25 protein-coding genes are annotated in these 25405 nt (G+C 61.9%); 17 read left to right on the forward strand and 8 right to left on the reverse strand.

The features are described from left to right. Positions 1–21: 21 nt before the first annotated feature. Positions 22–882, forward strand: a complete 861-nt coding sequence (locus tag ACEVBK_RS04065; RefSeq protein WP_375057314.1) for a CHAD domain-containing protein — start codon at positions 22–24, stop codon at positions 880–882. Positions 883–885: 3 nt separating this feature from the next. Here the strand turns inward: ACEVBK_RS04065 and ACEVBK_RS04070 are convergent, their stop codons facing one another. Then, positions 886–1443: a DUF2939 domain-containing protein gene (locus tag ACEVBK_RS04070; protein ID WP_375057315.1), complete on the reverse strand. Its 558-nt coding sequence runs from the start codon at positions 1441–1443 to the stop codon at positions 886–888. 174 nt (positions 1444–1617) lie between these two features. Between ACEVBK_RS04070 and ACEVBK_RS04075 the strand changes: the two genes are divergently transcribed. Both ACEVBK_RS04075 and ACEVBK_RS04080 read left to right on the forward strand, forming a co-directional pair. Then, positions 1618–2010: an STAS/SEC14 domain-containing protein gene (locus tag ACEVBK_RS04075; RefSeq protein ID WP_375057316.1), complete on the forward strand. Its 393-nt coding sequence runs from the start codon at positions 1618–1620 to the stop codon at positions 2008–2010. A 134-nt stretch (positions 2011–2144) separates the two neighbouring features. After that, positions 2145–3353, forward strand: coding sequence for a hypothetical protein (locus ACEVBK_RS04080; RefSeq protein WP_375057317.1), 1209 nt, complete (start codon positions 2145–2147; stop codon positions 3351–3353). 97 nt (positions 3354–3450) lie between these two features. On the opposite strand, the gene ACEVBK_RS04085 is transcribed toward ACEVBK_RS04080, so the two are convergent. Beyond that, the gene (locus ACEVBK_RS04085) at positions 3451–3849 is read right to left on the reverse strand and encodes a hypothetical protein (protein WP_375057318.1); all 399 of its coding nucleotides are present in this window, start codon (positions 3847–3849) and stop codon (positions 3451–3453) included. Positions 3850–4232: 383 nt separating this feature from the next. Between ACEVBK_RS04085 and ACEVBK_RS04090 the strand changes: the two genes are divergently transcribed. Both ACEVBK_RS04090 and ACEVBK_RS04095 read left to right on the forward strand, forming a co-directional pair. Further along, positions 4233–4838: a hypothetical protein gene (locus ACEVBK_RS04090; protein WP_375057319.1), complete on the forward strand. Its 606-nt coding sequence runs from the start codon at positions 4233–4235 to the stop codon at positions 4836–4838. Between the two features lie 59 nt (positions 4839–4897). Then, positions 4898–6697, forward strand: a complete 1800-nt coding sequence (locus tag ACEVBK_RS04095) for an ABC transporter ATP-binding protein (protein WP_375057320.1) — start codon at positions 4898–4900, stop codon at positions 6695–6697. 4 nt (positions 6698–6701) lie between these two features. On the opposite strand, the gene ACEVBK_RS04100 is transcribed toward ACEVBK_RS04095, so the two are convergent. Next, positions 6702–7610 carry a ZIP family metal transporter gene (locus ACEVBK_RS04100; RefSeq protein WP_375057321.1) on the reverse strand — a complete coding sequence of 303 codons (909 nt, stop codon included), beginning with the start codon at positions 7608–7610 and terminating at the stop codon, positions 6702–6704. After that, positions 7607–8215, reverse strand: a complete 609-nt coding sequence (locus ACEVBK_RS04105; protein WP_375057322.1) for a superoxide dismutase — start codon at positions 8213–8215, stop codon at positions 7607–7609. The genes ACEVBK_RS04100 and ACEVBK_RS04105 overlap by 4 nt, the downstream gene beginning before the upstream one ends. Positions 8216–8304: 89 nt before the next feature. Between ACEVBK_RS04105 and ACEVBK_RS04110 the strand changes: the two genes are divergently transcribed. The 9 genes from ACEVBK_RS04110 (at position 8305) to ACEVBK_RS04150 (ending at position 16370) form a co-directional block, all read left to right on the forward strand. After that, a complete protein-coding gene (locus tag ACEVBK_RS04110) occupies positions 8305–8745 on the forward strand; it encodes a hypothetical protein (RefSeq protein WP_375057323.1) in 441 nt (146 codons plus the stop codon). A gap of 30 nt (positions 8746–8775) precedes the next feature. Continuing rightward, positions 8776–9768 (forward strand): hypothetical protein, encoded by a 993-nt coding sequence (locus ACEVBK_RS04115; RefSeq protein WP_375057324.1) that lies wholly within the window; start codon positions 8776–8778, stop codon positions 9766–9768. Between the two features lie 356 nt (positions 9769–10124). Beyond that, positions 10125–11117 carry a hypothetical protein gene (locus ACEVBK_RS04120; protein WP_375057325.1) on the forward strand — a complete coding sequence of 331 codons (993 nt, stop codon included), beginning with the start codon at positions 10125–10127 and terminating at the stop codon, positions 11115–11117. Between the two features lie 188 nt (positions 11118–11305). Further along, the gene (locus ACEVBK_RS04125) at positions 11306–12724 is read left to right on the forward strand and encodes a GH1 family beta-glucosidase (protein ID WP_375057326.1); all 1419 of its coding nucleotides are present in this window, start codon (positions 11306–11308) and stop codon (positions 12722–12724) included. Between the two features lie 203 nt (positions 12725–12927). Then, entirely contained in the window at positions 12928–13938 is a 1011-nt protein-coding gene (locus ACEVBK_RS04130) for a LacI family DNA-binding transcriptional regulator (protein WP_375057327.1), read from the forward strand. A 21-nt stretch (positions 13939–13959) separates the two neighbouring features. Beyond that, positions 13960–14622: a hexitol phosphatase HxpB gene (gene hxpB, locus ACEVBK_RS04135; RefSeq protein ID WP_375057328.1), complete on the forward strand. Its 663-nt coding sequence runs from the start codon at positions 13960–13962 to the stop codon at positions 14620–14622. A 204-nt stretch (positions 14623–14826) separates the two neighbouring features. Beyond that, positions 14827–15291: a bacterioferritin gene (gene bfr / locus ACEVBK_RS04140; RefSeq protein WP_375057329.1), complete on the forward strand. Its 465-nt coding sequence runs from the start codon at positions 14827–14829 to the stop codon at positions 15289–15291. 12 nt (positions 15292–15303) lie between these two features. Beyond that, on the forward strand, positions 15304–15774 hold the full coding sequence (bfr, locus tag ACEVBK_RS04145; RefSeq protein ID WP_375057330.1) for a bacterioferritin: 471 nt from the start codon (positions 15304–15306) through the stop codon (positions 15772–15774). 152 nt (positions 15775–15926) lie between these two features. Next, positions 15927–16370, forward strand: a complete 444-nt coding sequence (locus ACEVBK_RS04150) for an RDD family protein (RefSeq protein WP_375057331.1) — start codon at positions 15927–15929, stop codon at positions 16368–16370. Here the strand turns inward: ACEVBK_RS04150 and ACEVBK_RS04155 are convergent. The 4 genes from ACEVBK_RS04155 to ACEVBK_RS04170 all read right to left on the reverse strand — a co-directional run bounded on the left by ACEVBK_RS04155 (position 16367) and on the right by ACEVBK_RS04170 (position 21312). Then, positions 16367–17812 (reverse strand): helicase HerA-like domain-containing protein, encoded by a 1446-nt coding sequence (locus ACEVBK_RS04155; RefSeq protein ID WP_375057332.1) that lies wholly within the window; start codon positions 17810–17812, stop codon positions 16367–16369. The two genes, ACEVBK_RS04150 and ACEVBK_RS04155, sit on opposite strands and share 4 nt — an antisense overlap. Before the next feature lie 100 nt (positions 17813–17912). After that, positions 17913–19409, reverse strand: coding sequence for a sodium/proline symporter PutP (gene putP, locus ACEVBK_RS04160; protein ID WP_375057333.1), 1497 nt, complete (start codon positions 19407–19409; stop codon positions 17913–17915). A gap of 185 nt (positions 19410–19594) precedes the next feature. Beyond that, positions 19595–20365, reverse strand: coding sequence for a helix-turn-helix domain-containing protein (locus tag ACEVBK_RS04165; protein ID WP_375057334.1), 771 nt, complete (start codon positions 20363–20365; stop codon positions 19595–19597). A gap of 77 nt (positions 20366–20442) precedes the next feature. Further along, positions 20443–21312 carry a LysR family transcriptional regulator gene (locus tag ACEVBK_RS04170; protein ID WP_375057335.1) on the reverse strand — a complete coding sequence of 290 codons (870 nt, stop codon included), beginning with the start codon at positions 21310–21312 and terminating at the stop codon, positions 20443–20445. 176 nt (positions 21313–21488) lie between these two features. Between ACEVBK_RS04170 and ACEVBK_RS04175 the strand changes: the two genes are divergently transcribed. The 3 genes from ACEVBK_RS04175 (at position 21489) to ACEVBK_RS04185 (ending at position 25204) form a co-directional block, all read left to right on the forward strand. After that, a complete protein-coding gene (locus ACEVBK_RS04175) occupies positions 21489–22607 on the forward strand; it encodes an S-(hydroxymethyl)glutathione dehydrogenase/class III alcohol dehydrogenase (protein WP_375058511.1) in 1119 nt (372 codons plus the stop codon). A gap of 246 nt (positions 22608–22853) precedes the next feature. After that, positions 22854–23690 (forward strand): S-formylglutathione hydrolase, encoded by an 837-nt coding sequence (gene fghA, locus ACEVBK_RS04180; RefSeq protein ID WP_375057336.1) that lies wholly within the window; start codon positions 22854–22856, stop codon positions 23688–23690. Between the two features lie 710 nt (positions 23691–24400). Further along, positions 24401–25204: a Wzz/FepE/Etk N-terminal domain-containing protein gene (locus ACEVBK_RS04185; protein WP_375057337.1), complete on the forward strand. Its 804-nt coding sequence runs from the start codon at positions 24401–24403 to the stop codon at positions 25202–25204. Positions 25205–25405 lie beyond the last annotated feature (201 nt).

A 25405-nucleotide genomic window follows, 5' to 3' on the forward strand; every position in this document is an offset into this window, starting at 1 on the left:
CCTGCACACGGAGCCACTTCCATGGGTTTTGAACCGGACCTGCAACAGTCCCTGGACCAGAGCCTGCGCGCCCATGCCTGCGCCCTGCTGGAACAGGCCGCCGCCGGCTTGCAAGGTGAGCGCGAACAGGACGAAGCGGTGCATGAGGCACGCAAGGGCATCAAGAAGTTGCGGGCCCTGCTGCGCCTGATCGAGCTCCCCCTCGGGCGCAAATTCCGTCCCTGCGACCGCTATTTCCGGGATATCGCCCGTAGCCTCTCTCCCCTGCGCGATGCGGTGGTACAGCGCCAGGTTCTGGAACTACTGGGGCGGCAACATCCGGAACTGGCCGAGCTGACCGGCCGGCTGCAGCCCCTGCTGCCGGTGGCCAAGGTGAAAAAGCCGGGCAAGCTGCTCCGCCAGGCGGCAACGGCCCTGCTGGATGGGCGGCAGCGGGTTGCCCGGTGGCCGCCGTTCGAGCCGCGCTTTCGTACCCTGGGGGCCGGCTTTCGCACCGTCTACCAGCAGGCCCGGGAGCCGGCCTGGCTGCTGCTAGGCAGGGAGCCGGCCGAGCCTTGGCACCAGTGGCGCAAGTGGGTGAAATACCATGGCTACCAGCTGCGGCTGCTGCAGCCACTGGCACCGGACTGGCTGCAGCCCAGGGCGCTGCGGCTCAAGGCGCTGGGGGAGCGCCTGGGGGATGAGCACGATCTGGACATGCTGGCCGGGATCCTGCTGCGCCATGACGCCGCCCTGGCGGGAGCGACAGGGCCTGCGCTGGCGCTTATCGGCGAGCGGCGTGACCAGCTGCGCCGGCAGGCCCTGCAAGAGGGGCAGGCGCTCTTCGCCGACGAACCCGGGGAAATGAGCCGGCGCCTCAAGCAGCACTGGCGGCGGGACTAGGCTTCAGTCCAGGGGCAGCACTATGGCGGTCAGCTTCCAGCCCAGTCCACGGCGGCTCAGGATGAACTCGGCCTGCTTGCCGCTCTCATCGGTCATGGTGACCACGAAGTGGCTGAGCGAGCGATAGCCCATGGAGGCGTCGGAAAAGGGCTTGCGGCGTTCGGTTTTGGACTCGCCGGGGCCGCCGCCGTTCCCGGTGGGCGGCGGATCGCTGCGGGGAATGCCCGGGGCCGGGGTTTCGCCCCGCATCAGTTGCTCTATGCCGGCCGGGGTCACATAGGTCTCCACCAGGCCGTCCACCACCACGTTGGCGAAGGCGGCGCCCAGGGCGGCCAGGGGATTCTGCCGGAGATCGTCGCCCAACTCGCGCAACATGCGCGCGTTCAACTGATCCTTCAGGCTCTGGCGCACGCTGTCGAATTCCACGTGTTCGGCCAGGGCCCGGCCGTCACGGTGGTCGGCCGCCTCGCGGATCTGGTAGACGGTGATCCAGGGGGCGGCCACGCCGTAGCCGAGGGCCAGCACGGCAGCCAGGAGCAGAACAGGCTTCAGGGTACGCATGGGTACAGACTCCAATATGGGCGAGATGCCAAGGCTGCCTGCAATCGCCGTCGCAGGCAAGACGAAAAGCGGACGGGATCAAGCCTGAAGCCGCTTTTTGCCGCCGGGGAGCACCATAACCGGGGGCCGGGTCCATACTTAGGGCTGATCGCAATCACCGAAGGAGGACACGTTATGTTGGAAGCACACGGGATGGCCGTCGAGATGCAAAAGCAGGACGAGCACACCCTGTATCTCACCATCAAGATTTACGGGGATATCGCCTACGACGACTTCAGGGAGATGGAGCAGCAACTCGAGCAGACCCTGGCCACCATGGATAGTCCCAGGATCAAGGCGCTGGTGGACATGATCGACTTCAGCGGCTGGGAGGCCAGGGCATTCTGGGAAGACATCCAGTTTACCCGCAAGCATGGTGACGACTTCAGCAAGCTGGCGATAGTGGGGGTGGATCTCAAGGAAAAACTGATGGCCATGGTGGTCGACTGGTTCATGTTGAGCAGCCAGGTGCAATACTTCGAGAGGCTGGATGACGCCAGGGCCTGGCTGGATCAGGAGGAGCCCTGAACGACTTCTTTCGTCGCGGCCGGGGTCACCGGGTTCCGGTCGGCACGGTTGTCGCCACCGGAAGCGCTTGAGTTCTGGCAAAGAACTGTCAGAATTCTTGCCCGTCGTTGTTCCTTTATCAGGGTTCCTAAAACATGCGCTTTTACAAATCCGGCCTGCCACTGCTGGCTGCCATGCTGCTTACCGCCTGTTCGTTCAACTCCACCAGGCAGGGCTCGCTGCCCGCCGGGATCGAACTCGTCCGAGGCCCTACCCCGATCGCCGGCGGTAACGCCCGTGGGGCCGAGGACATCACGGTGCGCACACCGCACTTCACCTTCGCCATCTCCCCGGCCAGCCAGGGTGCCTTGGTGGATCTGGCCCTGGTGGAAAACGACGCCTTCGGCAAGGATCGCATCCAGTCCCTCGACTTCGTGCCCGGGGAAGGGGTACTCAGCCTGGAAGCGCTCACCATTACCGAGCACACCCCGGAGCGGCTGGTTATCGACCTTAAGCGTCAATGGAACGGCCATACCCTGCTGAGCCGTTACGAGGTAAGTCGCGACTACCCCGGCATCAAGCTCAGTACCCGGCTGCAAGGCCCGGTCAAGGAAACCCTGTTTGCCGGCTATCGCCTGCAGCGCAACGAGCCGGTACAGCCGGGCCCCAGTTACAACGAGATGTCGCGCATGGTGCAGAGTCACTGGACCGCGGCCCAACCCCAGAATCATCTGGGCGAGCTGTATGAAACCGACGATCTGCGCCGTGCGCACCAGCCGGGGCAGGCCGGCGAATTTACCGCCTGGCTGAGCGCGGGCTCCCTCGGCAGCCTGCTGTCCGACAAGGAGATGTACACCATCGCCAGCGACCAGGCCAGCCTGGGGCTGTTTGAACTGAACCCCGCGGCCAGCAACTTCGACTCCTACCTGTCGGTAATGCGCCAGCGTTGGGACCGAGGTGAACGGGTCTACCTGAGCGCCAGCCCCCTGCTGAAGGACGCCCGCCAGAGAAGCGCCAAGCTCTATGCCTATACTCCCAAGGGGCGGCTCAGCGGCGACTTCGCCACCGCCGCCGCCAAGGGCCACAGCTTCGTCAGCTTCGGTCCCGAAATCTATCCGGTTACCACCAATTTCGGTGGCGAAGCCGCGCCCTACAGCGAAACCCAGGTGGAATTCCGCTCAGAGGTCGGCCTGGCCAGGGCCGAAGTCTGGCTGGACGGCAAGCAGGTGGCCGGCTGGAGCATAAACGGTGCCAAGTGGTTCCGTACCGGCGTGCCGGTGCCCCCCAACCGCACCTGGATGCAATGGATAGTGGAAGACAAACAGGGCAACCGCGCCTACTCCAACCCTATTTGGGTGAAATAAGAAGGCCAATCTGGCTGTGACCAGTAAACAAGGTGTGTCCCTCACTCTCCAGACATAAAGGGCCCTCGGGCTCTTTATTTTTGGTTTCTCGGCAAGACTAAAGCTTTTTACATTTTATCGGGCCAAACAGTAAGGCGCCGTTAACATACACCGACACATCAGGGTTCCCCGTTGCTCCCCCAAAAACCGGCTGCTTCGGCAATACGATTTCTCCGGCCAATTCCAGTACCAGATCGACGCTTTCCTCGACTTCGGCGGTGTGGTTGCCGTTACCACCGCTGAATAAGACGGTGATGGGCACATTGTGCAGAGTAATAACGGGGCCAAGGGTAATGTTGGGGCCAGGACTATTGCTACAATCGCCTTCGATGGTCAGTTCCATGGTAGCCGGCAGCTCAAGGTTTTTAACGACCTTGGCGGCCTGGGCCGGCGCGGCTCCCCCCAGAACCAGCGCCATGGTGGCGGCCAGGGCCGAGGTTTTCAGTAAGGTGTTCATTGTCTTATCTCCAAAAATGGGATACGGACATTCTTTCAGGCAGCTCCATTCCTCGGTCGATAAAGAGACCGGCGCGGGCAATGCCTAAGCTATTACAGTCAAGCTTTGTGCCATATCTCTAACTTGTTCATTAAGAAAGGTTTTTCATTTACTGGCGGTGATGGGGGTGTCGTCAAGTGTTAAGGCTGCTTGACACTACAGCAGGTAATTTTTTTATCATGTTGATTTATAAAGGTTAATTATCCCTTTCTAACTGTTGCATCAGGCTTACAGTTCCGCCGTTGGCACAAATCGGGGTTTCGCTTTTGTTCGAATCCATCTTCGGTGTTGTTTCCGGACTATGTTGAAAGAAGGCGTGATCAATCAGCTAGCGGAGCCGCAAGATGGAAAGTTTTTATGTCAGCCATACCCTGGGCTGCGCCGATGCCGAGGCGGTGGCAGCCGCCATGGGGGGACGCAATGCCTTCGTTACCCCGCCCCACAAGGGATCGGTGGTGGTGCTGGACGAAGCGGCCGAGTCCCAGGATCCGGAGGTGGTGCTGGCGCTCGGTTGCCGGCTGTCGAGCGAGCTGGGAGTTCCCGTGCTGGTAGCGCTCAACCATGACGACGACATCCTGTTGCTGGCCCTGTGCCAGCGAGGCTGGGTGGTGGATCAGTACAATTCGGCACCCGAGCTGTTCGAGCCGGACCCGGATGCCGAGCCCATCGGCCCCCAGGGCGGCAACGCCGAACGGCTGGCGGAGGCCTTCGGCAGCCCCCATACGGACGCAATCGAGCGCATACTGCGCCATCCTTCGGGAGACACCGGCTACCTCTTTGCCTACGAACGGCACTTCGAGTTGGTAAAGGCCCTGGGCATTTCCGAATATGGGGTCAATACCGGCTACAAGTACCTGGCCGCCGGGGAATATCCCGCCGGGCTGGAACTGGACCAACTGATCCGGATATGGGCCGAAAGCGGCCAGTGCAATGAGAATGATTCGCTTTGATGTGAGCGGTTGATCCGGTAGGCTAGCGTCTTTCTTCGTTTCCTGTTCGGAGCCTGTTCATGTCCAGCTCGTCCAGCTTTCAGGCGCTATGGCGCCTGTTGCGCTATGCCCGGGGCTATCGCCGCCGCATCATCGCCGCCACTGCCTGCTCCATCCTCAACAAACTGTTCGATATCGCGCCCGAGATCCTGATCGGTATCGCCATCGACGTGGTGGTTAACCAGGAGCAGAGCTTCGTGGCCCGGCTCGGCTTCGTCACCCCCAAGGAGCAGATCCTGATGCTGGGTGTGCTCACCTTCGTTATCTGGGCCGGCGAGTCGCTGTTCGAGTACCTTTACCAGATCCTGTGGCGCAACCTGGCCCAGCGGTTGCAATCGGATCTGCGTCAGGATGCCTACGAGCACGTGCAGCGGCTGGATATGGGCTTTTTCGAGTCCAAGAGCTCGGGCCAACTGGTGTCCATCATGAACGACGATGTCAACCAGCTGGAGCGCTTCCTCGACGGCGGCGCCAACAGCCTGATCCAGGTGTTTGTCACAGTAGTGGCGGTGGGGGCCGTGTTCATGGTGCTGTCGCCGCAGATTGCCCTGCTGGCCTTCACCCCCATCCCCCTCATCATCTGGGGCGCCTTCTACTTCCAGCGCAAGGCCGGCCCCGTGTACGCCGAGGTGCGTGAAAAGGTGGGCGATCTGGCCGGGCGGCTGTCCAATAACCTGGGCGGCATCGCCACCATCAAGAGCTTTACCGCCGAGGCCCGCGAGGCCGAGCGGCTGCGCCAGAGCAGCGAGGCCTATGTGGAAGCCAACCGCAAGGCCATCCGCATCAGCTCGGCTTTTATCCCCATCATCCGCATGGCGATACTGGTGGGCTTTCTGGCCACCTTTATCCTCGGCGGCCTCAAGACCCTGGACGGCTCGCTCAACGTGGGCGCCTACGGGGTGCTGGTGTTCCTCACCCAGCGGCTGCTGTGGCCGCTCACCGGCCTGGCCCAGGTAATCGACCTGTTCGAGCGGGCCATGGCCAGTACCCGTCGCATCCTGGATTTACTGGGTGCCCCGGTACAGGTGCAGGACGGCGGCGAACCCCTGGCCGAGCCGGTGAGAGGGGAGGTGCGTTTTGAAGGACTGGGCTTCCATTATCCCTCCAGCCGGGTGGGGGTGAACGACATTGACCTGACCGTGCCCGCCGGCACCACCCTGGCCCTGGTGGGGGCCACCGGCTCCGGCAAGTCCACCCTGGTAAAGCTCTTGCTGCGCTTTTACCAGCCGGACCAGGGCGCCATCTACCTGGACGGCCAACCGATAGCGCGGCTGGAGATGCAGGCCCTGCGCCGCAATATCGGCCTGGTGAGCCAGGAGGTGTTCCTGTTCGAAGGCAGCATCCGCGACAACATCGCCTACGGCCGCCCCGAGGCGAGCGAGGCGGAGGTGATCGCCGCCGCCCGGGTGGCGGAAGCCTGGGAATTTATCGAGCGGCTGCCCCAGGGGCTGGATACCCCGGTGGGCGAGCGGGGCGTGCGGCTGTCCGGCGGCCAGCGCCAGCGGTTGTCCCTGGCCCGGGCCCTGCTCAAGGAGCCGCCGGTGCTGATCCTGGATGAAGCCACCAGCGCGGTGGACAACGAGACCGAGGCCGCCATCCAGCGCTCGTTGCGCCAGATTGCCCACGGCCGCACCGTAATCATGATAGCCCACCGGCTGTCCACCATCGTCCATGCCGACAACATAGTGGTGGTCGATCAGGGCCGCATCGCCGAGCAGGGCCGCCACGCCGAGCTGCTGGCCGAGGACGGCCTCTACGCCGCCCAGTGGCGGGTACAGACCGGCGAGGCGACGGAAGAGCAGGAAACGGTGTTTGCCTGAACGCCTACCCCAGGGCGGTGTCCAGCAGCATCATCAGCACAAAACCGAGCATCAGGCCATTGGTGGCCCACAGCTCGTGGCCCTGGCGGTGGGACTCGGGGATGAGTTCGTGGCTGATCACGAACAGCATGGCGCCCGCCGACAGGGCCAGCCCCCAGGGCAGCAGCAGGGGCGAGCCGACCAGCACCGAGGCGCCCAGCATGGCCATCACCGGCTCCACCAGCCCGGACAGCATGCCCACCGTCAGCGCGAAACGGCGACGGTAGCCGAGCGCCAGCAGCGCCATGGCCACCACGAAACCCTCGGGGATATCCTGGATGGCGATGCCGGTGGCCAGGGACGTGGCCGCCACCCCGTCGCCCCCGGCGAAGGCGGCGCCGATAGCCAGCCCCTCGGGAATGTTGTGCAGCACTATCGCCAGCACGAACAGCCAGCCGCGCTTGAGCCGCTCCGAGCCGACTCCGTCCGAGCCCTTGATAAAGTGCTCGTGGGGCACGCAGCGCTCCAGCACCAGCATCACGGCGCCACCCAGCAGCACCGCCAGGGCCACGGTGCCGGCGGCATGCCAGTTACCGGAACCTTGCTCTTCCAGTACGTCCAGCGCCGGGACGATCAGCGAGAAAATACTGGCGGCCAGCATGACGCCGGCGCCGAAGCCGAGCACACCGTCGAGCAGACGGCCGGCCAGACGGCGGGAAAACAGGGCGGGCAGGGTACCCGCCGCCGTGGCGCCGGCGGCGATCAGCCCGGCGAAAAAGGCCTGGCGTACCAGGGGTTCCTGGCGCATCACCTCCACCCAGTGCAGCACCACCAGCCCGGCGCCGGCCAGCACCAGGGCGATACCCAGCAGGGTACGCGGCCGCCATCCGCTGCCTAAGGGGGCACTCCGGGGCCTGACGGAGGGGTCGTTCATGGCAGCGTCTCGTAGCGGCGGCCGACTTCGGCCCAGTTCACCACCTGGAAGAAGGCGGCGATATAGTCGGGCCGCTTGTTCTGGTACTTCAGGTAATAGGCGTGCTCCCACACGTCCAGCCCCAGTATGGGCGTCAGTCCGTCCATCAACGGGCTGTCCTGGTTGGCGCTGCTGGTCACCGCCAGCCGGCCGTCCGCGTCCGCCACCAGCCAGGCCCAGCCGCTGCCGAAACGGCTTACCGCCGCCTGTATGAACTGCTGCCTGAACGCCTCGAAGCCGCCGAAGTCGCAGATGATGGCCTCGGCCAGTCGACCGGCCGGCTCGCCGCCACCGTCGGGGGACATCAGCTGCCAGAACAGGGAGTGGTTGGCATGGCCGCCGCCGTGGTTGCGCACCGCCGTCTGCAGGGCTGCGGGCAGACTGGTTATCTCGCCCAGCAGCCGCTCCAGCGACCAGTCGGCATAGGGCGTACCTTCGACGGCCGTGTTCAGGCCGTTGACATAGGTCTGGTGGTGGCGGCCGTGGTGAATTTCCATGGTTATGGCATCCAGATGAGGCTCGAGGGCGTCGTAGGCGTAGGGCAGGTCGGGAAGTTGAAAGGTCATGGCTATCTCCGTCAAATAGAAATCATTTTTATTTGCGTTTAATGAAAAGGCAAGTCATATTTCTCGCATCGACATCGACGACGGGGAAGATGATGGACGTGTTGGAGCACTGGAAAGCCTGGATCACCCAGGCTAATCGGGCCTTTGCCTACGATCAGTTCGAACTGGCCTGCAACTGTTACCAGCAGGCGCTGACGCTGCTGGCCGAGCACTGGCCACCGGCCGGACGGGGGGAGCCGGTGGACCGCGCTCTCGATAGCGAATCGTTGATCGTCTGCCTGTCGATCAGCGTGCAGAACCTGGCCGAGACCTATGCCCGGCAGGGACGTCGGCGCCGCTGCCTTGGGCTGCTGAAGCGCACCCTGCGCCAGTTTTCACAGTGGCAGCAACGACAGCCGTTGCCGATGGAGGTGGATGCGGCGCTGTTGCAGGAGCGCAGCCGGCTGTGGCGGGAGCTGTGCCGGCTGGAACAGACGCAGGCCCCGCCGGGCCATCACTCGATCGCGTGCCACTGTGCGAGGCTACACTGAAGGGGTGTAACCAGATCGGGAGACGGATGCGTGAAACATGTTTTCCTGTTATTGGGCCTGCTGCTGGCTTCCGGCACCGGGGCGGAGGAGGTGGCACCCGAACCCGCCGCCATTCGCGAGTGGCCGGTGCCCTGGGCCGGCACCCGGCCGCGGGATCCCTATGTGGACCCGGCCGGACGGGTCTGGTTTTGCGGCCAGGCGGGCAACTACCTGGCGATGTTTGACCCCGACACCGAGCAGTTCCGGCGCATCGAGCTGGAGCCGGGCACCCATCCCCACAACCTGGTGGTGGACGAGGCGGGGCTGGTCTGGTACGCCGGCAACCGCAATGCGCGCATCGGCCGGCTGGACCCGCAGAGCGGGGAGATAGTCACCTTTCCCATGCCCGATCCGGCGGTGCGCGATCCCCATACCCTGGAGCCGGATGGCCGGGGTGGGCTCTGGTTTACCGCCCAGGGCAGCAACAGGGTCGGACGGCTGGACATGGCCAGCGGCGAGATTGCGCTGGCGAGGGTGCCGACTCCCGATGCCCGCCCCTACGGCATCAAGCTGGACGGCCAGGGCCGGCCCTGGGTGGCCTTGTTCGGTACCAACAAGCTGGCCTGGATCGACCCGCGGACACTGGCGCTGACCGAAGTGACCCTGCCCCGGGAGCAAACCCGGGTGCGCCGGCTGGAAATTGCCGCCAACGGCGATGTCTGGTACCTGGACTTCGCCGGCGGCATGATCGGCCGTTACCGGCCCGCGCAGGGCGGGTTTGACGAATGGCCCATTCCCACCGCGGAACGGGCCCAGCCCTACGGCTCCGGAATGGACGCGCGCGGGCGCCTCTGGCTGGTGGACGTGGGCTCCCGCCCGATGCGGCTGTTGGGCTTCGACACCGTCGGCGAACGCTTCCTGCCGGCGGTGGCTCTGCCCAGCGAGGGCGGTGCGGTGCGACATATGTACTACCATGCCGGCAGCGACAGCCTCTGGTTCGGCACCGATGCCAATACCCTGGGCCAGGCCCGGCTGGCACCCTAGCACAAAGTGCAGCGTATCGCTGCCAGTACAGGCCTTGCGCCGCCGTGGCGGCGCAAGGCGGCAAACCGCGTGGAGCCCGCCTGGGCCATGCCCTCCGGCCGGCAGGCAAGATACCGGCCAGCTTTAGCACCTCCCAACGTTTTCCGCGACCATGGCACTATCCTGTCGGCTCGAACGGCTATTTCCGTATCATGTTATCGTTTGGCGCCGTGGTGTCCGTCACATCATGGAGCAGGGACAGGGGCCCTTTCCCGGTCGGTGTGGCAGTATTAGGATCAGTGACTTAGGTTGCTAACCGGCGCTATTGCCGAGGTGGCTACACTAAGAAGGCGTTTTTCCGTGGGAGAGAGGTACACATGAAGATCCTGTATCCATTGCTGGGATGGTGGCTGGTGCTGGCCGTCGAGGCGCAGGAAGTGCCTGCCGCGTCACCCCTTATCCAGCAATGGCAGGTTCCCTGGGCCGGTTCCCGTCCCAGGGATCCTTTCGTGGCGCCGGATGGGCGGGTCTGGTTCAGCGAGCAGCTCGGCAATTACCTGGCGGTGTTCGATCCCGCCCGCGGGGCCTTCGATCGAACCGCCCTGGAGTCGGGCACCTATCCCAATGGCGTGGCGGTGGATGACGCCGGCATGGTCTGGTATGCCGGCAACCGCAATGCCCGCCTCGGCCGGCTGGATCCGGCGAGCGGGGAGATAGTCACCTTTCCCATCCGCAACCCCGCCGTGCGCGATCCCTACACCCTGGCGCTGGACGGAGGGGGAAAGCTCTGGTTCACCGTGCCCGAAAGCAACCGGATAGGTCGACTGGACACGGGCAACGGAGCCATGGAGCTGATACGGGTGTCCACCTCCAATGCCCGACCCTACGATATCAAGCTGGACGGCCAGGGCCGGCCCTGGGTTAGCCTGTTCGGCACCAACAAACTGGCCTGGATCGACCCCGGCACCCTGGAACTGACCGAAGTGACCCTACCCCGGCCCCGGGCCCGGGTGAGGCGGCTGGAAGTGGCCGGCAACGGTGATGTCTGGTACCTGGATTTCGCCGGCGGCATCGTCGGCCGTTATCGGCCGTCGTCGGAGAGCTTCGATGAGTGGCCGGTCCCCGGTGAGGGACGGGCCCGGCCCTACGGCTCGGCGCTGGATGGCGAGGGCCGGCTCTGGCTGGTGGATCAGGGCGGCAGGGCCATGCGGTTGCTGAGCTTCGACACCAAAGGCGAGCGTTTCCTGCATGATCTGGTGTTACCCAACCCAAGCGGCGCCGTGCGCCACCTGCATTACCACGCGGCCAGCAACAGCCTCTGGTTCGCCACCGACGCCAACACCCTTGGCCAGGTCAGGCTGGCGCCCTGATAGCAGTGGATCCCATCCGCGTGGATACCGGACCTTCGGGTCTGGTTTTTTATCCTGCGCACAAAATGACACACCAATGAAACCGGTTTCTGTAACCGGTTTCATTTTGCTGCTAGGATGGTCCCAACATCGGCCGGCAGCGACAACGGCTCTGGCCAGCCCGAACCATTCCATGCGAGGAGCCAAGCATGACAGTATTTCCGGAGCATTTTCTGTGGGGCGCGGCCAGCGCCGCCTACCAGGTGGAGGGGGGCCACGACGCCGACGGCAAGGGGCCGTCCATCTGGGATATTTATGCCCACCAGCCCGGCACCACCCATGACGGCACCAACGGCGACCTGGCGGCGGATCACTATCACCGCTTTCGGGAAGACGTGGCACTGATGGCGGAGCAGGGGCTCACCAGCTACCGCTTTTCTATTGCCTGGACCCGGCTGTTCCCGGAGGGGCGGGGCGCCATCAACCCGGCAGGCATCGTCTTCTACCATGCCTTGATTGACGAGTTGCTCAGGCACGACATCAAGCCGATGATCACCCTCTACCACTGGGATCTGCCCCAGGCGCTGCAGGACATCGGCGGCTGGGAATCCCGCGAAACGGTGGACGCCTTCGTCGACTACGCCGAACTGTGCTTCCGGGAATTCGGCGCCAAGACCGCGCTGTGGGCCACTTTCAATGAGACCGTCGTCTTCACCGGCATGGGCTATATCACCGGTGCCCACCCGCCCGGGGTGCGCTCCCCGGCCCGGGCCCTGCAGGCCTGCCACCATGTTTTCGTGGCCCATGCCCGGGCGGTGAGGCGCTTTCGCGAGCTGAAGCGCGAGGGACTGGTGCGCGCCGATGCGGTGATCGGTTTCGTCAATGTGCTGCAGCCCCACGCCCCGGCGAGCAACAAGCCCGAAGACCTCGCTGCCCGGGAACTGGCCGATGGCTGCTTCACCCACTGGTTCTATGATCCCGTGCTCAGGGGGGAATACCCGCCGGTCCTGCTGCAGTGGGCCCGGGAGGCGCTCGGTGCACCGCAGTTCGCCGCGGGCGACGCCGAACTGCTCAGGGCCAATATCTGCGACTTTATCGGGGTCAACTATTACAAGCGGGAGATGGTGGCCGCCAACCCGGACGTGGACAACACCCGTATCAACACCACCGGCGAAAAGGGCTCGGGCCAGGAATTCGGCTTCAGGGGGTTGTTCAAGTTCGTGCGCAACCCCGACGGTGAATACACCGACTGGGACTGGGAAATTTATCCCCGGGGCCTGACCGAGGGCATATTGCAACTGAAGGCGCGCTACGGCGATGTGCCTGTCTACATCACCGAGAACGGCCTGGGCGCCAAGGATCCCATCATCGACGGCGAGGTCGTGGACGATGCCCGCATCGACTATCTGGCCCGCCACCTCGGGGCGGCAGCGGACGCCATCGCGGCCGGCGCCGACGTGCGCGGCTACTACCCCTGGTCCTTCACCGATCTGCTGAGCTGGCTCAACGGCTACCAAAAACAGTACGGCTTCGTCTACATCGATCGGGACAACAACCTGGCCCGGCAGCGCAAGAAGAGCTTCTTCTGGTACCAGGAGGTGATAAGATCCCACGGTGCCAGCCTGTAACAAGGCCGGGCCGCGAGGCGTGTATTCGGGGTCGATTTGTCATGCCTGCGAAGACGGTCATCCAGGAGGCGGCACATGACGCGGACGGGTTGCAGAGCTTGCCATCCTTCCCTGGACCCCGACCTTCGCGGAAGGGACCGCCGGTCCCATTAAGAACAGCCGCCCGGGTGCCGTTTCTCCCTTACTCTTTTCCGACGACAGCAATGGCCACCATAACCGATGTATGCAAACTGGCCGGGGTTTCCAAGGCCACGGTCTCAAGGGTGCTGAACGGCACCGCCCAGGTGAAGGAGTCCACCCGCCGCGCGGTGTTCGACGCCATCGACCAGCTCGGCTACCGGCCCAACAGCCTGGCCCGGGCCCTGGCCCATAACAGCGCCAACAGCCTGGGGCTGGTGGTGTCCGATTTCGAGGGCGCCTACTTCGGCACTCTGCTCAAGCAGGCGGCCCAAAGCGCCGAGCAGCACGGCAAGCAGCTGATCGTGACCGACGGCCACGACGATCCCCTCCGTGAGCGTGACGCGGTGCACCTGCTGGCCGACCGGCGTTGCGACGCCATCGTGCTGTACAGCCGCTTCATGTCCGAGGCGCAACTCGCCGAACTGAAGACCGGGCTCGCTATTCCACTGGTGGTGATCAACCGGGAACTGCCGCCGGCACTGGGGCCGAGTGTCTGCTTCGAGCAGGCCGGTGCGGCCCGGTTGATGATGGAACACCTGATAGGCCTGGGCCATCGACGCATCGCCTGCATCACCACCCCCATCCAGGCTCCCACCGGCCAGGCCCGGCTCGAGGGCTACCGGGCCGGACTCGGGGCGCACAACATCGCCGTTGATCCGCAACTGATAGAACATGGCGACAGCCACCTCGACGGGGGCTACCAGGCCTGCCGGCGCCTGCTTGAACGGAAGGTGGGGTTCAGCGCCCTGTTCGCCTTCAACGACGATATGGCGGTGGGCGCGCTCCGGGCACTCCGTGAAGCCGGCATCCGGGTGCCGCAGCAGCTGTCGGTGGCCGGTTTCGACAACGAACCCATGTCGGCCTACAGCCAGCCGCCGCTTACCACGGTGGAGCTGCCGATCCAGGCCATGACCCGGCACGCCATGCAACTGGCGCTGGAACTGGCCGAAGGCCGTCCGGCACCGGCGCCGGTGCGCTTCCGGGGGCGACTGATCCCGCGGGCGTCGGTGACGGCGCCGAACACAAGCGATTAAACCAGCAACGAGGAGCACAGTATGATTGAAGCGGTCATTTTCGATATGGACGGGGTTATCGTCGACTCCGAGCCCCTGTGGTTGCAGGCCAAGCAGGCGGCGGGGGCCCGTTTCGGCTTTACCGTCACCGAAGAGGACGGCGCCCAGACCGTGGGTCTGCGCATCGACGAGATCAGCCAGCGCTGGGTACGTACCAAGGGGCTGGATCCGGCCTGTGCCGATGCCCTGACCGACGCCATGATCGGGCAGGTGATCGCACAAGTGCAGCAACTGGGCGAACCCATGGCCGGGGTGCGCGACACCCTGCACCGGCTGGGCCGCACTTCGCTCAAGATCGGGCTGGCCTCTTCCTCGCCGCTGCGGCTGATCGACGCCGTGCTCGAACGCTTCGGGCTGGCCGATCACTTCCAGGTGCGGGTTTCCGCCGAGCACCTGTCGCTGGGCAAGCCCCATCCCCAGGTCTACCTGGAAGCCGCCGCCGCCCTGGGCGTGCTGCCCCAACATTGCCTGGCCATCGAGGATTCGGTCAATGGCGTCATCGCCGCCAAGGCCGCCCAGATGACGGCGCTGTGCGTGCCCGAGCCGGCCCTGTACCGGGATCAACGTTTCGGCATCGCCGATTTCCGGCTACCCTCCCTGGCCGACTTCGACTGCCCCCAACTGCGTCGACTGCTGGGGTTGTGATGGACCGGATCCCGGCCCGGTGCCCGCCTGGCGGGGCCTGCTTCGGTACCAGGACGGGGGGACGGATTAACCGCGTTAAAAATAACACCTGTTCTTATTACCACTACGTTATTCAAGTTAAATCAGTGACTTAGGTTGTATTTAAATTTGATAAGCGCAGCTGGTGGGTCTATCATTGCCGATGGAATCCACGGGGAGAAGGACATGAAAGGCGAAAAACAAGTCATCGAGTACCTGAACCAGGTACTGAGCATCGAGCTCACCTCCATCAACCAGTATTTCCTGCACGCCCGCATGTTCAAGAACTGGGGCCTGCACGAGCTGGACGAGCGCGAGTACAAGAAATCCATCAAGGACATGAAGCAGGCCGACAAGCTTATCGAGCGCATCCTGTTCCTCGAGGGCCTGCCCAACCTGCAGCACCTCAACCGCCTGTATATCGGCGAGAGTACCGAAGAGATGCTGCAGTGCGATCTGCGGCAGGTCGAGGAGCAACTGGTGGTGGTGAAGGAAGCCATCGCCTACTGCGAGTCGGTGCAGGATTATGTGTCCCGGGAGCTGCTTACCGAGATCGAGGAATACGAGGAAGGCCATCTGGACTGGATCGATACCCAGATCGGCCTCATCGCCAAGGTCGGCATCGAAAACTATCAACAGTCGCAAATGTAAGGGGAGCCCCAGATGAAAGGTAACGGCAAGGTTATCGCGGCGTTGAACGAGCTGCTGGCCGGCGAGTTGAGCGCCATGGATCAGTATTTTATCCATTCCCGCATGTATGACGACTGGGGTCTGAAGAAGCTGTTCGAGCGTATCGACCATGAATTCGAGGACGAGAAGGGCCACGCCGCCAAGCTGATCGAGCGCATCCTGTTTCTGGAAGGCACGCCCGACATGGTGACCCGGGTGCCGCTCAATATCGGCAAGGACGTGCCCACCATGCTCCAGAGCGATCTCAACCTGGAATACAAGGTGATCGAGGATCTGCGCAAGGTCATGGCCCTGTGCGAGCAGGAGCGGGACTATCAGAGCCGCGACATGCTGCTGCAACTGCTGGAAGACACCGAGCACGATCACACCCACTGGCTGGAGCAGCAGTTGGGTCTTATCGACAGGATTGGGCTGCCCAACTACCTGCAATCCCAGATGGGCTGATCCGGCCCTTTATTGCCCACGGCCCGGCAGGGCCGTTTGTTCCTCATTCTGGCAAATCCCATCCCAGCGACTATTTTTGGTGCACCCGTCTGCTATTATGGGCGGCTGATGTTCACCCGGGCGCAAGGCCCGTCCATCCGCGGGGATAAGGCATGAATCGATCGATATTTTCACTGAACCAGGCCCATTACGGCGGCTTCTGGCGGCGCCTGTGCGCTTATCTGATCGACGTGCTGCTGATGGCCTTGCCCATCGGGCTGCTGTTGTCCTGGCTGCTCGACCCTGCCCTGGCCGAGCCGGGCGAGGTTGATTTCCAGCGGGCCGAGTCGCTCTACGGCCTGGTCTTCTGGTGGCTCTATTTCTCCCTGTTGCAATCTTCATCCTGGCAGGCCACCCTCGGCAAGAAACTGCTTGGCATGAAGGTGACCGATGCCCAGGGCCGACGGTTGTCCTTTGTGCGGGCCTCGGTGCGCTATCTCGCCTCCCTGCTGTCCGGTGCCCTGTTGATGCTGGGCTTCCTGATGATTCCCTTCAATCGCAAAAAGCGTGGCCTGCATGACTTTATCGCCGGCACCCAGGTGATCCGTAACCGCTAACGGCCGCCCAGCAAGGAACCGAGCAGGCCGCGAGCGATGCGTCTGCCCAACTGATTGCCGATGCTGCGCAGGGTGCTCTTGGCCACGCTTTCCAGTAGCGAATCCCGGTTGCCGGTACGGCTTTTGGTCGTGGGCTCGGGGGGCTCCACCGGCTGCTGCTCGAGGCGCCGCCCCAGCATCTCGAAGGCTGAATCCCGATCCAGTACCTGGTCGTAGCGTCCGGCCAGGGGCGACTGCTGCTGCCTGGCTTGTCGTTCTTCCGCCGTGAGGGGGCCGATTCGGGACTCGGGCGGGCAGATCAGGGTGATTTCCACCGCCGTGGGCGCGCCTTTTTCATCCAGCACCGATACCAGCGCCTCGCCCACCTCCAGGGTGGTAATGGCGTCCTGGGTAGTGAAAGCCGGGTTGGCCCTGAAGGTGCGCGCGGCGGCCTTGACCGCCTGCTCGTCCCGCGGGGTGAAGGCACGCAGGGCGTGCTGAACCCGGTTGCCGAGCTGGCCCAGCACGGTGTCGGGGATGTCCATCGGGCTTTGGGTGATGAAATAGACCCCTACGCCCTTGGAGCGGATCAATCGCACCAACTGCTCTATTTTCTCCAGCAGTGGCCTGGAGGCCGAGTTGAACAGCAGGTGGGCCTCGTCGAAGAAGAACACCAGCACCGGCTGGGGCGGATCGCCCAGCTCCGGCAGTGTCTCGAACAGTTCGCTCAGTAGCCAGAGCAGGAAGCTGGCGTAGAGCCGGGGGGTCTGCATCAGCCGGGTGGCATCGAGGATGCTGACCACCCCCTGGCCGGAAAAATCCTTCTGCATCAGGTCCTGCAGGTTGAGCGAGGGCTCGCCGAAGAAGTGGCCGGTGCCTTCCTGCTCCAGCACCAGCAGACGACGCTGGATGGCGCCCAGGCTGTTGGCGGGCAGGTTGCCGTAGCGCCCGCTCAGGACCTTGGCATTGTCCGCCACCCAGTTGAGCAGGGCACGCAGGTCCTTGAGATCGAGCAGCAACAGGCCCTCGTCGTCGGCGATGCGGAAACAGGCGTAGAGCAGGCCGCTCTGGGTGTCGTTGAGCTCCATGATATGGGCCAGCAACAGGGGGCCCAGTTCGGAGATGGTGGCCCGCACCGGGTGGCCACGGGTCGCGAACATATCCCAGAACAGGGTGGGGCAGGGCCGGGGCTGGTAGTCATCCTTCCCCAGCTGCGCCAGCCGCTCGGCCACCTTGCCACCGGGGCTGGCGGGAGCGGCCAGGCCGGACAAGTCGCCCTTGACGTCGGCCAGGAACACCGGGGTGCCGGCGCGGGAAAAGCTCTCCGCCAGCCGCTGCAGGGTGACGGTCTTGCCGGTGCCGGTGGCGCCGGTAACAAGTCCATGGCGGTTGGCCATGGCCAGCCGCAGCCGGACGGGACTGTGTTCGCGGGTACTGCCAAGGTAAAGGTGGGGTGTGCTCATGGGTTGGCCTGGTTGAGGGCGGATAGTCACAAGCTTAGCCGATGGGCTCAAAAAAGCCCGGCGGCTGCCGGGCGTGGAAGGGGGGGGGCCGCTCTGTTTTTTAGTCCAGGGTGTCCAGGCTCTTTTCGTAGTTGTCGAAGGTCTGGGCCACGGAGGCGGCGGGGGCGCCGGTCAGCTTGCTTACCGCGACGATGGCGATGGCGGCGAGGATAAAGCCGGGGACGATCTCATAGATATCGAATATGCCGCCGTTAAGCTGCTTCCATACCACCACGGTAAGACCGCCCACCAGTACGCCTGCCAGGGCACCGTTGCGGTTCATGTCGCGCCAGTACAGGCTGAACAGCAGGGCGGGGCCGAAGGCGGCACCGAAACCGGCCCAGGCGTAGGACACCAGGCCCAACACGGTGCTGTCGGGGTTGAAGGCCAGCAGCAGGGCGATGATGGACAGGGCGATGACCGCGAAACGGCCCACGTTGACGATACTCTCGGAGCTGGCGCTGGGGTTGAACACCTGCTTGTACAGGTCTTCTGCCAGGGCGGAGGAGGACACCAGCAGTTGGGAATCGGCGGTACTCATGATGGCGGCGAGGATGGCGGCCAGCAGGATGCCGGCGATCACCGGGTGGAACACGGCGTTGACCAACACCATAAAGATGGTTTCCGCGTCGGCCAGCTCTCCACCGAGGTTGTTCTGTACGTACAGCAGGCCGACCAGACCGACCATCAGCGCGCCGGCCATGGACAGGAAGCTCCAGGTTACGGCGATACGGCGGGCGGTAGTGATGTCCTTGTTGCTGCGGGTGGCATTGAAGCGCGCCAGGATATGGGGCTGTCCGAAGTAACCCAGGCCCCAGGCCGCCAGGGAGATGATGGCAATGGCGGACAGCGGCTCACCTTGTATGTCGCTCCACAGGGTCAACAGTTCGGGGTTGAGGTTGTGCAGATCGGTATTCAACTGGCCGAAGCCCCCTTCCATGGCGGCGATGGGCACGATCAGCAGGGCGGCGGCCATCAGCAGGCCCTGCACCAGATCGGTCCAGGACACGGCCAGGAAGCCGCCAAACAGGGTATAGGACACGATACAGAGGGTGCCGACGATCACCGCCACGCTGTAATCCAGGCCGAACACGGTTTCGAACAGCTTGCCGCCGGCCACCAGGCCGGAGCTGGTATAGAACAGGAAGAACAGCAGGATAAACAGGGCGGAGATGGTCTGCAGCAGCTTGGACTTGTCTTCGAAGCGGCGTGCCAGGTATTCGGGAATGGTAATGGCGTTATTCACTTCCAGGGTGTAGGTACGCAACCGCTTGGCGCAGAACAGCCAGTTGGCCCAGGTACCCAGCAGCAGGCCGCCGGCCAGCCAAAAGGACTCGATGCCGGCGGCATAGGCATAACCGGGCAGGCCCAGCAGCAGCCAGCCGCTCATGTCGGAGGCGCCGGCGGAGATGGCGGACGGCCAGGGACCCAGGGAGCGGCCGCCGAGGAAGTAGTCGGCCGAATTGGCGGTGCGCTTATAGGCATAATAGCCGATGGCCATCATGCCTATAAGGTAAACTATAAAGGTGCCGGTGATGGCAAAGTTGGATTCAATCATTCCCTGTTCCTCCAGGATGGATTCCTGTTTGTTCTGTTACATCGCAATGTAGGAGATACCACGGTTGTGAGCCACCATGGTTAAGCTTTTGTTACTTAAGTAAGGATAGTAGGGGGAACCTCAGCCTGGGTCTTTTGCTTTTCTGCGTTATTTTTTAGGAAAACTCCGCCGCTGCGGGAAGGGGGTCAGCGGTGCAGCTTGCGGTAACGGGAGGGGGAGAGGTCGAACCGGCTCGAAAACACCTGGGTAAAGAGGCTCTGACTGGAAAAACCGCAGTGCTGGGCAATATAGGCCAGGCTGTGCTGGCTGAATGCCAGCATCTTCTTGGCCTCGGCCAGGCGTTTCTCCAGCACGTACTGGTAGGGGGACAGGCCGGTCTGCTCCTTGAACAGCAGGTGAAACTGGCTTTCCCCCAGGAAGGCGCAGCCGGCCAACTGAGCCACGGTGATCTTGCGGCCCAGGTGCTGCGCTATGTAGGCGTCGATTACCTCCAGGTTCAGGCGTTTGGTGCGGGACTGCACGCGCGGAAAGGCCATATGCCGGTGCAGGGCGCACATCAGGGTATGGGCGCAGGACTGGCCGAGCAGATGGTCTTCCGGGTTGGTACGCATTTCGTGGCTGAGCACCGATACCAGTTGTTGTGCCTGGGGGTGCAATTGAAAATAACGGGGTTTTTCAAACAGGCAGTGCATCCGCTCCTGCTGATCAGGCAGGTCCGGCGACGGGCTGAGCGACAGATTGATCACCAGTATCTTGTTGGAGCCCAGGCCGCCGAAGGCGTGGTCCAGTTCGGAAGACACCAGGCAACCCTGGCCCGGTCCCACCAGGTTGCCGTTGCCACCGATATCGAACTCGGTCTGGCCGTTCAGGCCGATCACTATCTGATTGTAGTGATGATGGTGATGGGCCATTTCCGTGGGCAATGCCATGATTTCAAAGGGCTTAAAAGCAGGCATGGGGCTTTCCTTCGGATTGGGGCAAGGGCTGACCATAAAGACGCCAATTGTACACCCGAACAGGTCAAAAGTGCAGTTCAGCCCAACCGTGCCACCAGAAAGTCCACCAGCAGCCGTACCTTGGGTGACAAATGACGGTTATGGGGGTAGACCACCCAAACCCCGTCATCCGGCAGCCGGTACTGATCCAGCAGGCTAAGAAGCCGGCCCTGGGCGAGCTCTGCCTGCACATAATAATCCGGTAGTTGCACTATACCTAGGCCCTTGAGTGCCGCGTCCTTCAGCGCCAGCCCCGAATTGCAGTGCCAGCTGCTGCCGAGCCTGAACGGACGTGGTTTGCCGTCCTCCACGAAGCGCCAGTGCTCCAGGGTGCCCGCCAGGCACCGGTGCCGGCTCAGATCGGCCAGGGTTGCGGGAGTGCCGTGAGCGGCCAGGTAGGTGGGAGAGGCACAGAGATACTGGGTGCGCCGGGCCAGCTTGCGGCACATCAGGGAAGAAGAGTCCAGGGTACCGAGGCGGATAGCCAGATCGAAGCCTTCCTGCACCAGATCCACCGTCTGGTTGGTCAGCACCATATCCAGCTCCAGCTCCGGGTATTGCAGCAGGAAGTCGTTCACCAACGGCGCCAGGAAACGCTCGCCGTAATAGACCGGGGCCGTGATGCGCAGCCTGCCTACCGGTTTGCCTTCCATCGCCGTCACCATGCGTTCGGCTTCGGCCAGTTCGTCCAGCAGCTTGCGGGTATGGCGATAATAGACCTGGCCCACTTCGGTAAGTCGTAGTTTGCGGGTGGTGCGATACAGCAGCCGGGCACCCAGCCTGTCTTCCAGCTGGCTGATGCGCCGGCTGACATGGGCCACCGACACTTCCAGCCGGCGGGCGGCGGCGGTAAAACTGTCGGTTTCCACCACGCAGATAAATTCGTTGATACCGTCCCAGGTGGTCATTATTACTCAGCTGTAAAAATCATTTGTCCTGTCGTGCATTATCCCTCTGACAGCCTGTAATACAATTACACGAGGCAATAAATTGTAGCCGTGCTCGTAGCCGCGGCTTCAGTCGTGGATCCGCGTTGCGTGAGAGCAAGTCGTACAGCATTTTTTACAAGGAGCAAACCATGGAAATGATCAAGACCCGTGCCGCCGTGGCCTGGGAGCCGGGCAAGCCGCTGTCCATCGAAGAAGTGGATCTGATGCCCCCCCAGAAAGGCGAGGTGTTGGTACGTATCGTGGCCACCGGGGTCTGTCACACCGATGCCTACACCCTGTCCGGCGACGATTCGGAAGGGGTGTTCCCGTCCATCCTCGGCCATGAGGGCGCCGGCATAGTGGAAGCGGTGGGCGAGGGCGTGACCAGCCTGGCCGTGGGCGACCACGTGATCCCGCTTTATACCGCCGAGTGCGGCGTGTGCAAGTACTGCAAATCCGGCAAGACCAACCTGTGCCAGGCGGTACGTGCCACCCAGGGCAAGGGCCTGATGCCCGACGGCACCACCCGTTTCTTCAAGGATGGCCAGCCCATCTATCACTACATGGGCTGCTCCACCTTCTCCGAATACACGGTGGTGCCGGAGATCTCCCTGGCTAAAATCAGCAAAGAAGCTCCGCTGGAAAAAGTGTGCCTGCTGGGCTGCGGCGTGACTACCGGCATGGGCGCGGTGAAGAATACCGCCAATGTTCAGCCGGGTGACACCGTGGCGGTATTTGGCCTGGGCGGCATCGGCCTGGCGGTGATCATCGGCGCGGTGCAGGCCAAAGCCGGGCGCATCATCGCCATCGACATCAACGAGGACAAGTTCGAAATCGCCAGGAAACTGGGCGCCACCGACTGCGTTAACCCCAGCAAGTTCGACAAGCCGATCCAGGACGTGATAGTGGAAATGACCGACGGCGGCGTGGACTTCTCCTTCGAGTGCATCGGCAACGTCAAGGTGATGCGCTCGGCCCTGGAATGCTGCCACAAGGGCTGGGGTGAATCGGTGATCATCGGTGTGGCCCCGGCGGGCGCCGAGATCTCCACCCGTCCGTTCCAGTTGGTGACCGGCCGCGTCTGGCGCGGCAGCGCCTTCGGCGGCGTGAAGGGGCGCTCCCAGCTTCCCGGTATCGTCGAGCAATACCTGAACGGCGAGTTCGAACTGGACACCTTCATCACCCATACCATGGGCCTGGACGACATCAACCACGCCTTCGATCTGATGCACGAGGGCAAGTCCATCCGCTCGGTGATCCTGTACGACAAGTAAACGAAGATCGCCGTAAGCAAAAGCAAGTGCGGGTCTTGCTCTCTGTCGGGAGGACGGCCCGCACACTCTTTATTGCCTTATGCCTCGTAACGCCGTAGCCGCGACTTCAGTCAGGGCTACGGCGATGTGGGAGCCAGCTACGCGAATAAATTCGCGTCTACGAATGCACTGCAACGCCGTAACCGTGATTTCAGTCGCGGGATCTTGCCTGCAGTGCGAGAGTGGCGAGCAGACAAAGGAGCAACCATGCACATCGTACAAGAACAAAAATGCTTTGGCGGCCGCCAGATCCGCTACCAGCATGAATCCGACAGCCTGAACTGCACCATGCAGTTTTCCGTGTTCCTGCCGCCCCAGGCGGAACTGGAGCCGGTGCCGGCGCTGTACTGGCTTTCCGGCCTTACCTGCACCGACGAAAACTTCTCCACCAAGGCCGGCGCTCAGCGGGTGGCCGCCGAACTGGGGCTGGCCCTGATCATCCCCGACACCAGCCCGCGCGGCGAAGGGGTGCCGGACGATGACAACGGTGCCTACGATTTGGGCCTGGGCGCCGGCTTCTACGTGAACGCCACCCAGGCGCCCTGGAGCCGGCACTACCATATGTACGACTATGTGCTGAGCGAGCTGCCGGCGCTGGTGGAGCGCGAACTGCCGCTCAACGGCCGGCGCGCCGTCAGCGGCCACTCCATGGGCGGCCACGGAGCCCTGGTACTGGCCCTGCGCAACCCGGAGCGGTTCGTCTCGGTATCCGCCTTCGCGCCCATCAGTAACCCGGTAGACTGCCCCTGGGGGCAAAAAGCCTTGGGGGCCTACCTGGGACAAAACCAAGCCCTCTGGGCTCAATTCGATGCCAGTCTGTTGCTCAAAACCCATGGCTGCCCGTTACCGATGCTGGTAGACCAAGGCGAGGCCGACAGTTTCCTCGCCGAGCAGCTCAAGCCCGAGTCCCTGCAGGCCGCGGCCGATGTGGCTGGAGCGGAACTTACTCTGCGTCTGCAACCCGGTTACGATCACAGCTACTACTTCATTTCCAGCTTTATCGAGCAGCACCTGCGCTTTCATGCCCGTCATCTGGCTGGCTGAGACTCCAGAGCCCAGATACTGAACGGACAGCCAGGCATTTTCGCCTGGCTGTGTTCCCTCCCTGCTTCGGGTACATTCGCCTCCGCTCGCCGGTATTTAAATCGCTGTTCCTAATGGTAGATCAATCAAGACTGCGGGCGGCGTACCGCTAAGCAGGCCCTCCGCGCCAGAGATGATGGGTTCACGGCGTGTCTGCGTGCGGTGCCCGGTCGATGTAGCATCAGTTATGTAACCGCATGATCCGTACCCATCTGAACATGATCGATACCACTTCCGCCAATTTTAGGCACAAAGCCTGCCAAAAGGCATGAATTCGGACCCTTGGGCCACGTACTATGCATCTTCAGCCATTGCCGATATCGGTTGGATTTATATCTGAGGATCTAAATAAGAATTATTTTTAATATTTTGGGTTGGAGAGGGGCTCTGTCAAAGGGTTGAGTTGTCGGTTTATCGCAACTCGCAGTTTTAGTAGACTGCCTCCCTGTTTTTGCTTAATACGCTAGGGTTTATCGTAAAACGTGTACCACGCTGCCACCGATGAGGCGTCGCCTGATCTCGGCAGAAGCAGAACCTGGTACGCCATGTTTTAGTACAGCTTGCTGTACGGGTCGTGGGGGAGTGGCCGGATGTAACCCTACGGGCGGTAGCGTGCTTGAAATGAAATTATCCATATTCTTACATACAACATTTATCTGGAAGCGTAACTTATGAGCAAAGAGCAAGATCAAGAAAATGCAAGGGTGTTTCCAGCATTGCCTGCTTATCCTTATTATCAGGATGAAAGTATTTCATTCGTTGATTTAGCCAAAATTTTGGTGAAACGTTGGAAAGTAATGGTAAGTGTATTTTTTTTGGTAATATTATTATCTCTGATTGCAGTAATGATGATGCCGAAGAAATATGAATATACTACTGTATACTCTCTTGCTGAAGTTGATATCCAAACTCCACTGGAGAGTCCTTCTGCATTGTTGACGAAAGTTAACAGTATATATCTTATTCCACAGGTACGTACCTTGCGGCAACAGCATAACCTTGAATCGCTTCCATTTGATATAAAAGTCATTGCTCCAAAAGATACGGGTATTATATTGTTGATATCTGAAGCAAAAGAGGCAGATGAGGGGTTAGTCAACCAGCTGCACCAGGGGTTGGTTGATGCTCTAGAGAAAGAACAACGTATCCTTTTTATGCGTCGTAAAAGCTCATTTGAAAATCAGTTGTTGTCTGTAAAGGCGTTGCAGGAAAGAGCCATGGAGTCTAGTGCAGTAAACGCGAGTGAGTTGATCATTAGTTATGCTAGTCAAATAGCAACATTAGAAATGCAAATGAACAACATGAAGGAAGGAGAGGCTGCCGAGCAAGCAGTTCAAAGTCTTGAGACTAAAGGTATTGGTAAGAGGGTTATCATGATGGCGATAGCTGCTTTTGCCATTGTTTTTTCTGTTTTGGTTGTTTTCCTGATAGAGTTTTTTAGTAAAGTCAGGCTGAGTATTGCAGAGCAAGAGTAAATTATTTACCACCACTACCTGCTGTACATATACTGTCTCTTTCATATTAGCTTATCGCCATGAACGGACGCGGTCTTTTAATAATTCCGTCATCCTTCATCCTGTCCTGATGGCATTCTTCTTCTCTGTTATCTATAGTTCGGAGTGGCTACATAAAGGGTTGTAACATTGAATATAGCTTCGTGGTTTATGGTTGATTAT

The sequence above is a fragment of the Zobellella sp. DQSA1 genome (assembly GCF_041950555.1).
Lineage (GTDB): Bacteria > Pseudomonadota > Gammaproteobacteria > Enterobacterales > Aeromonadaceae > Oceanimonas.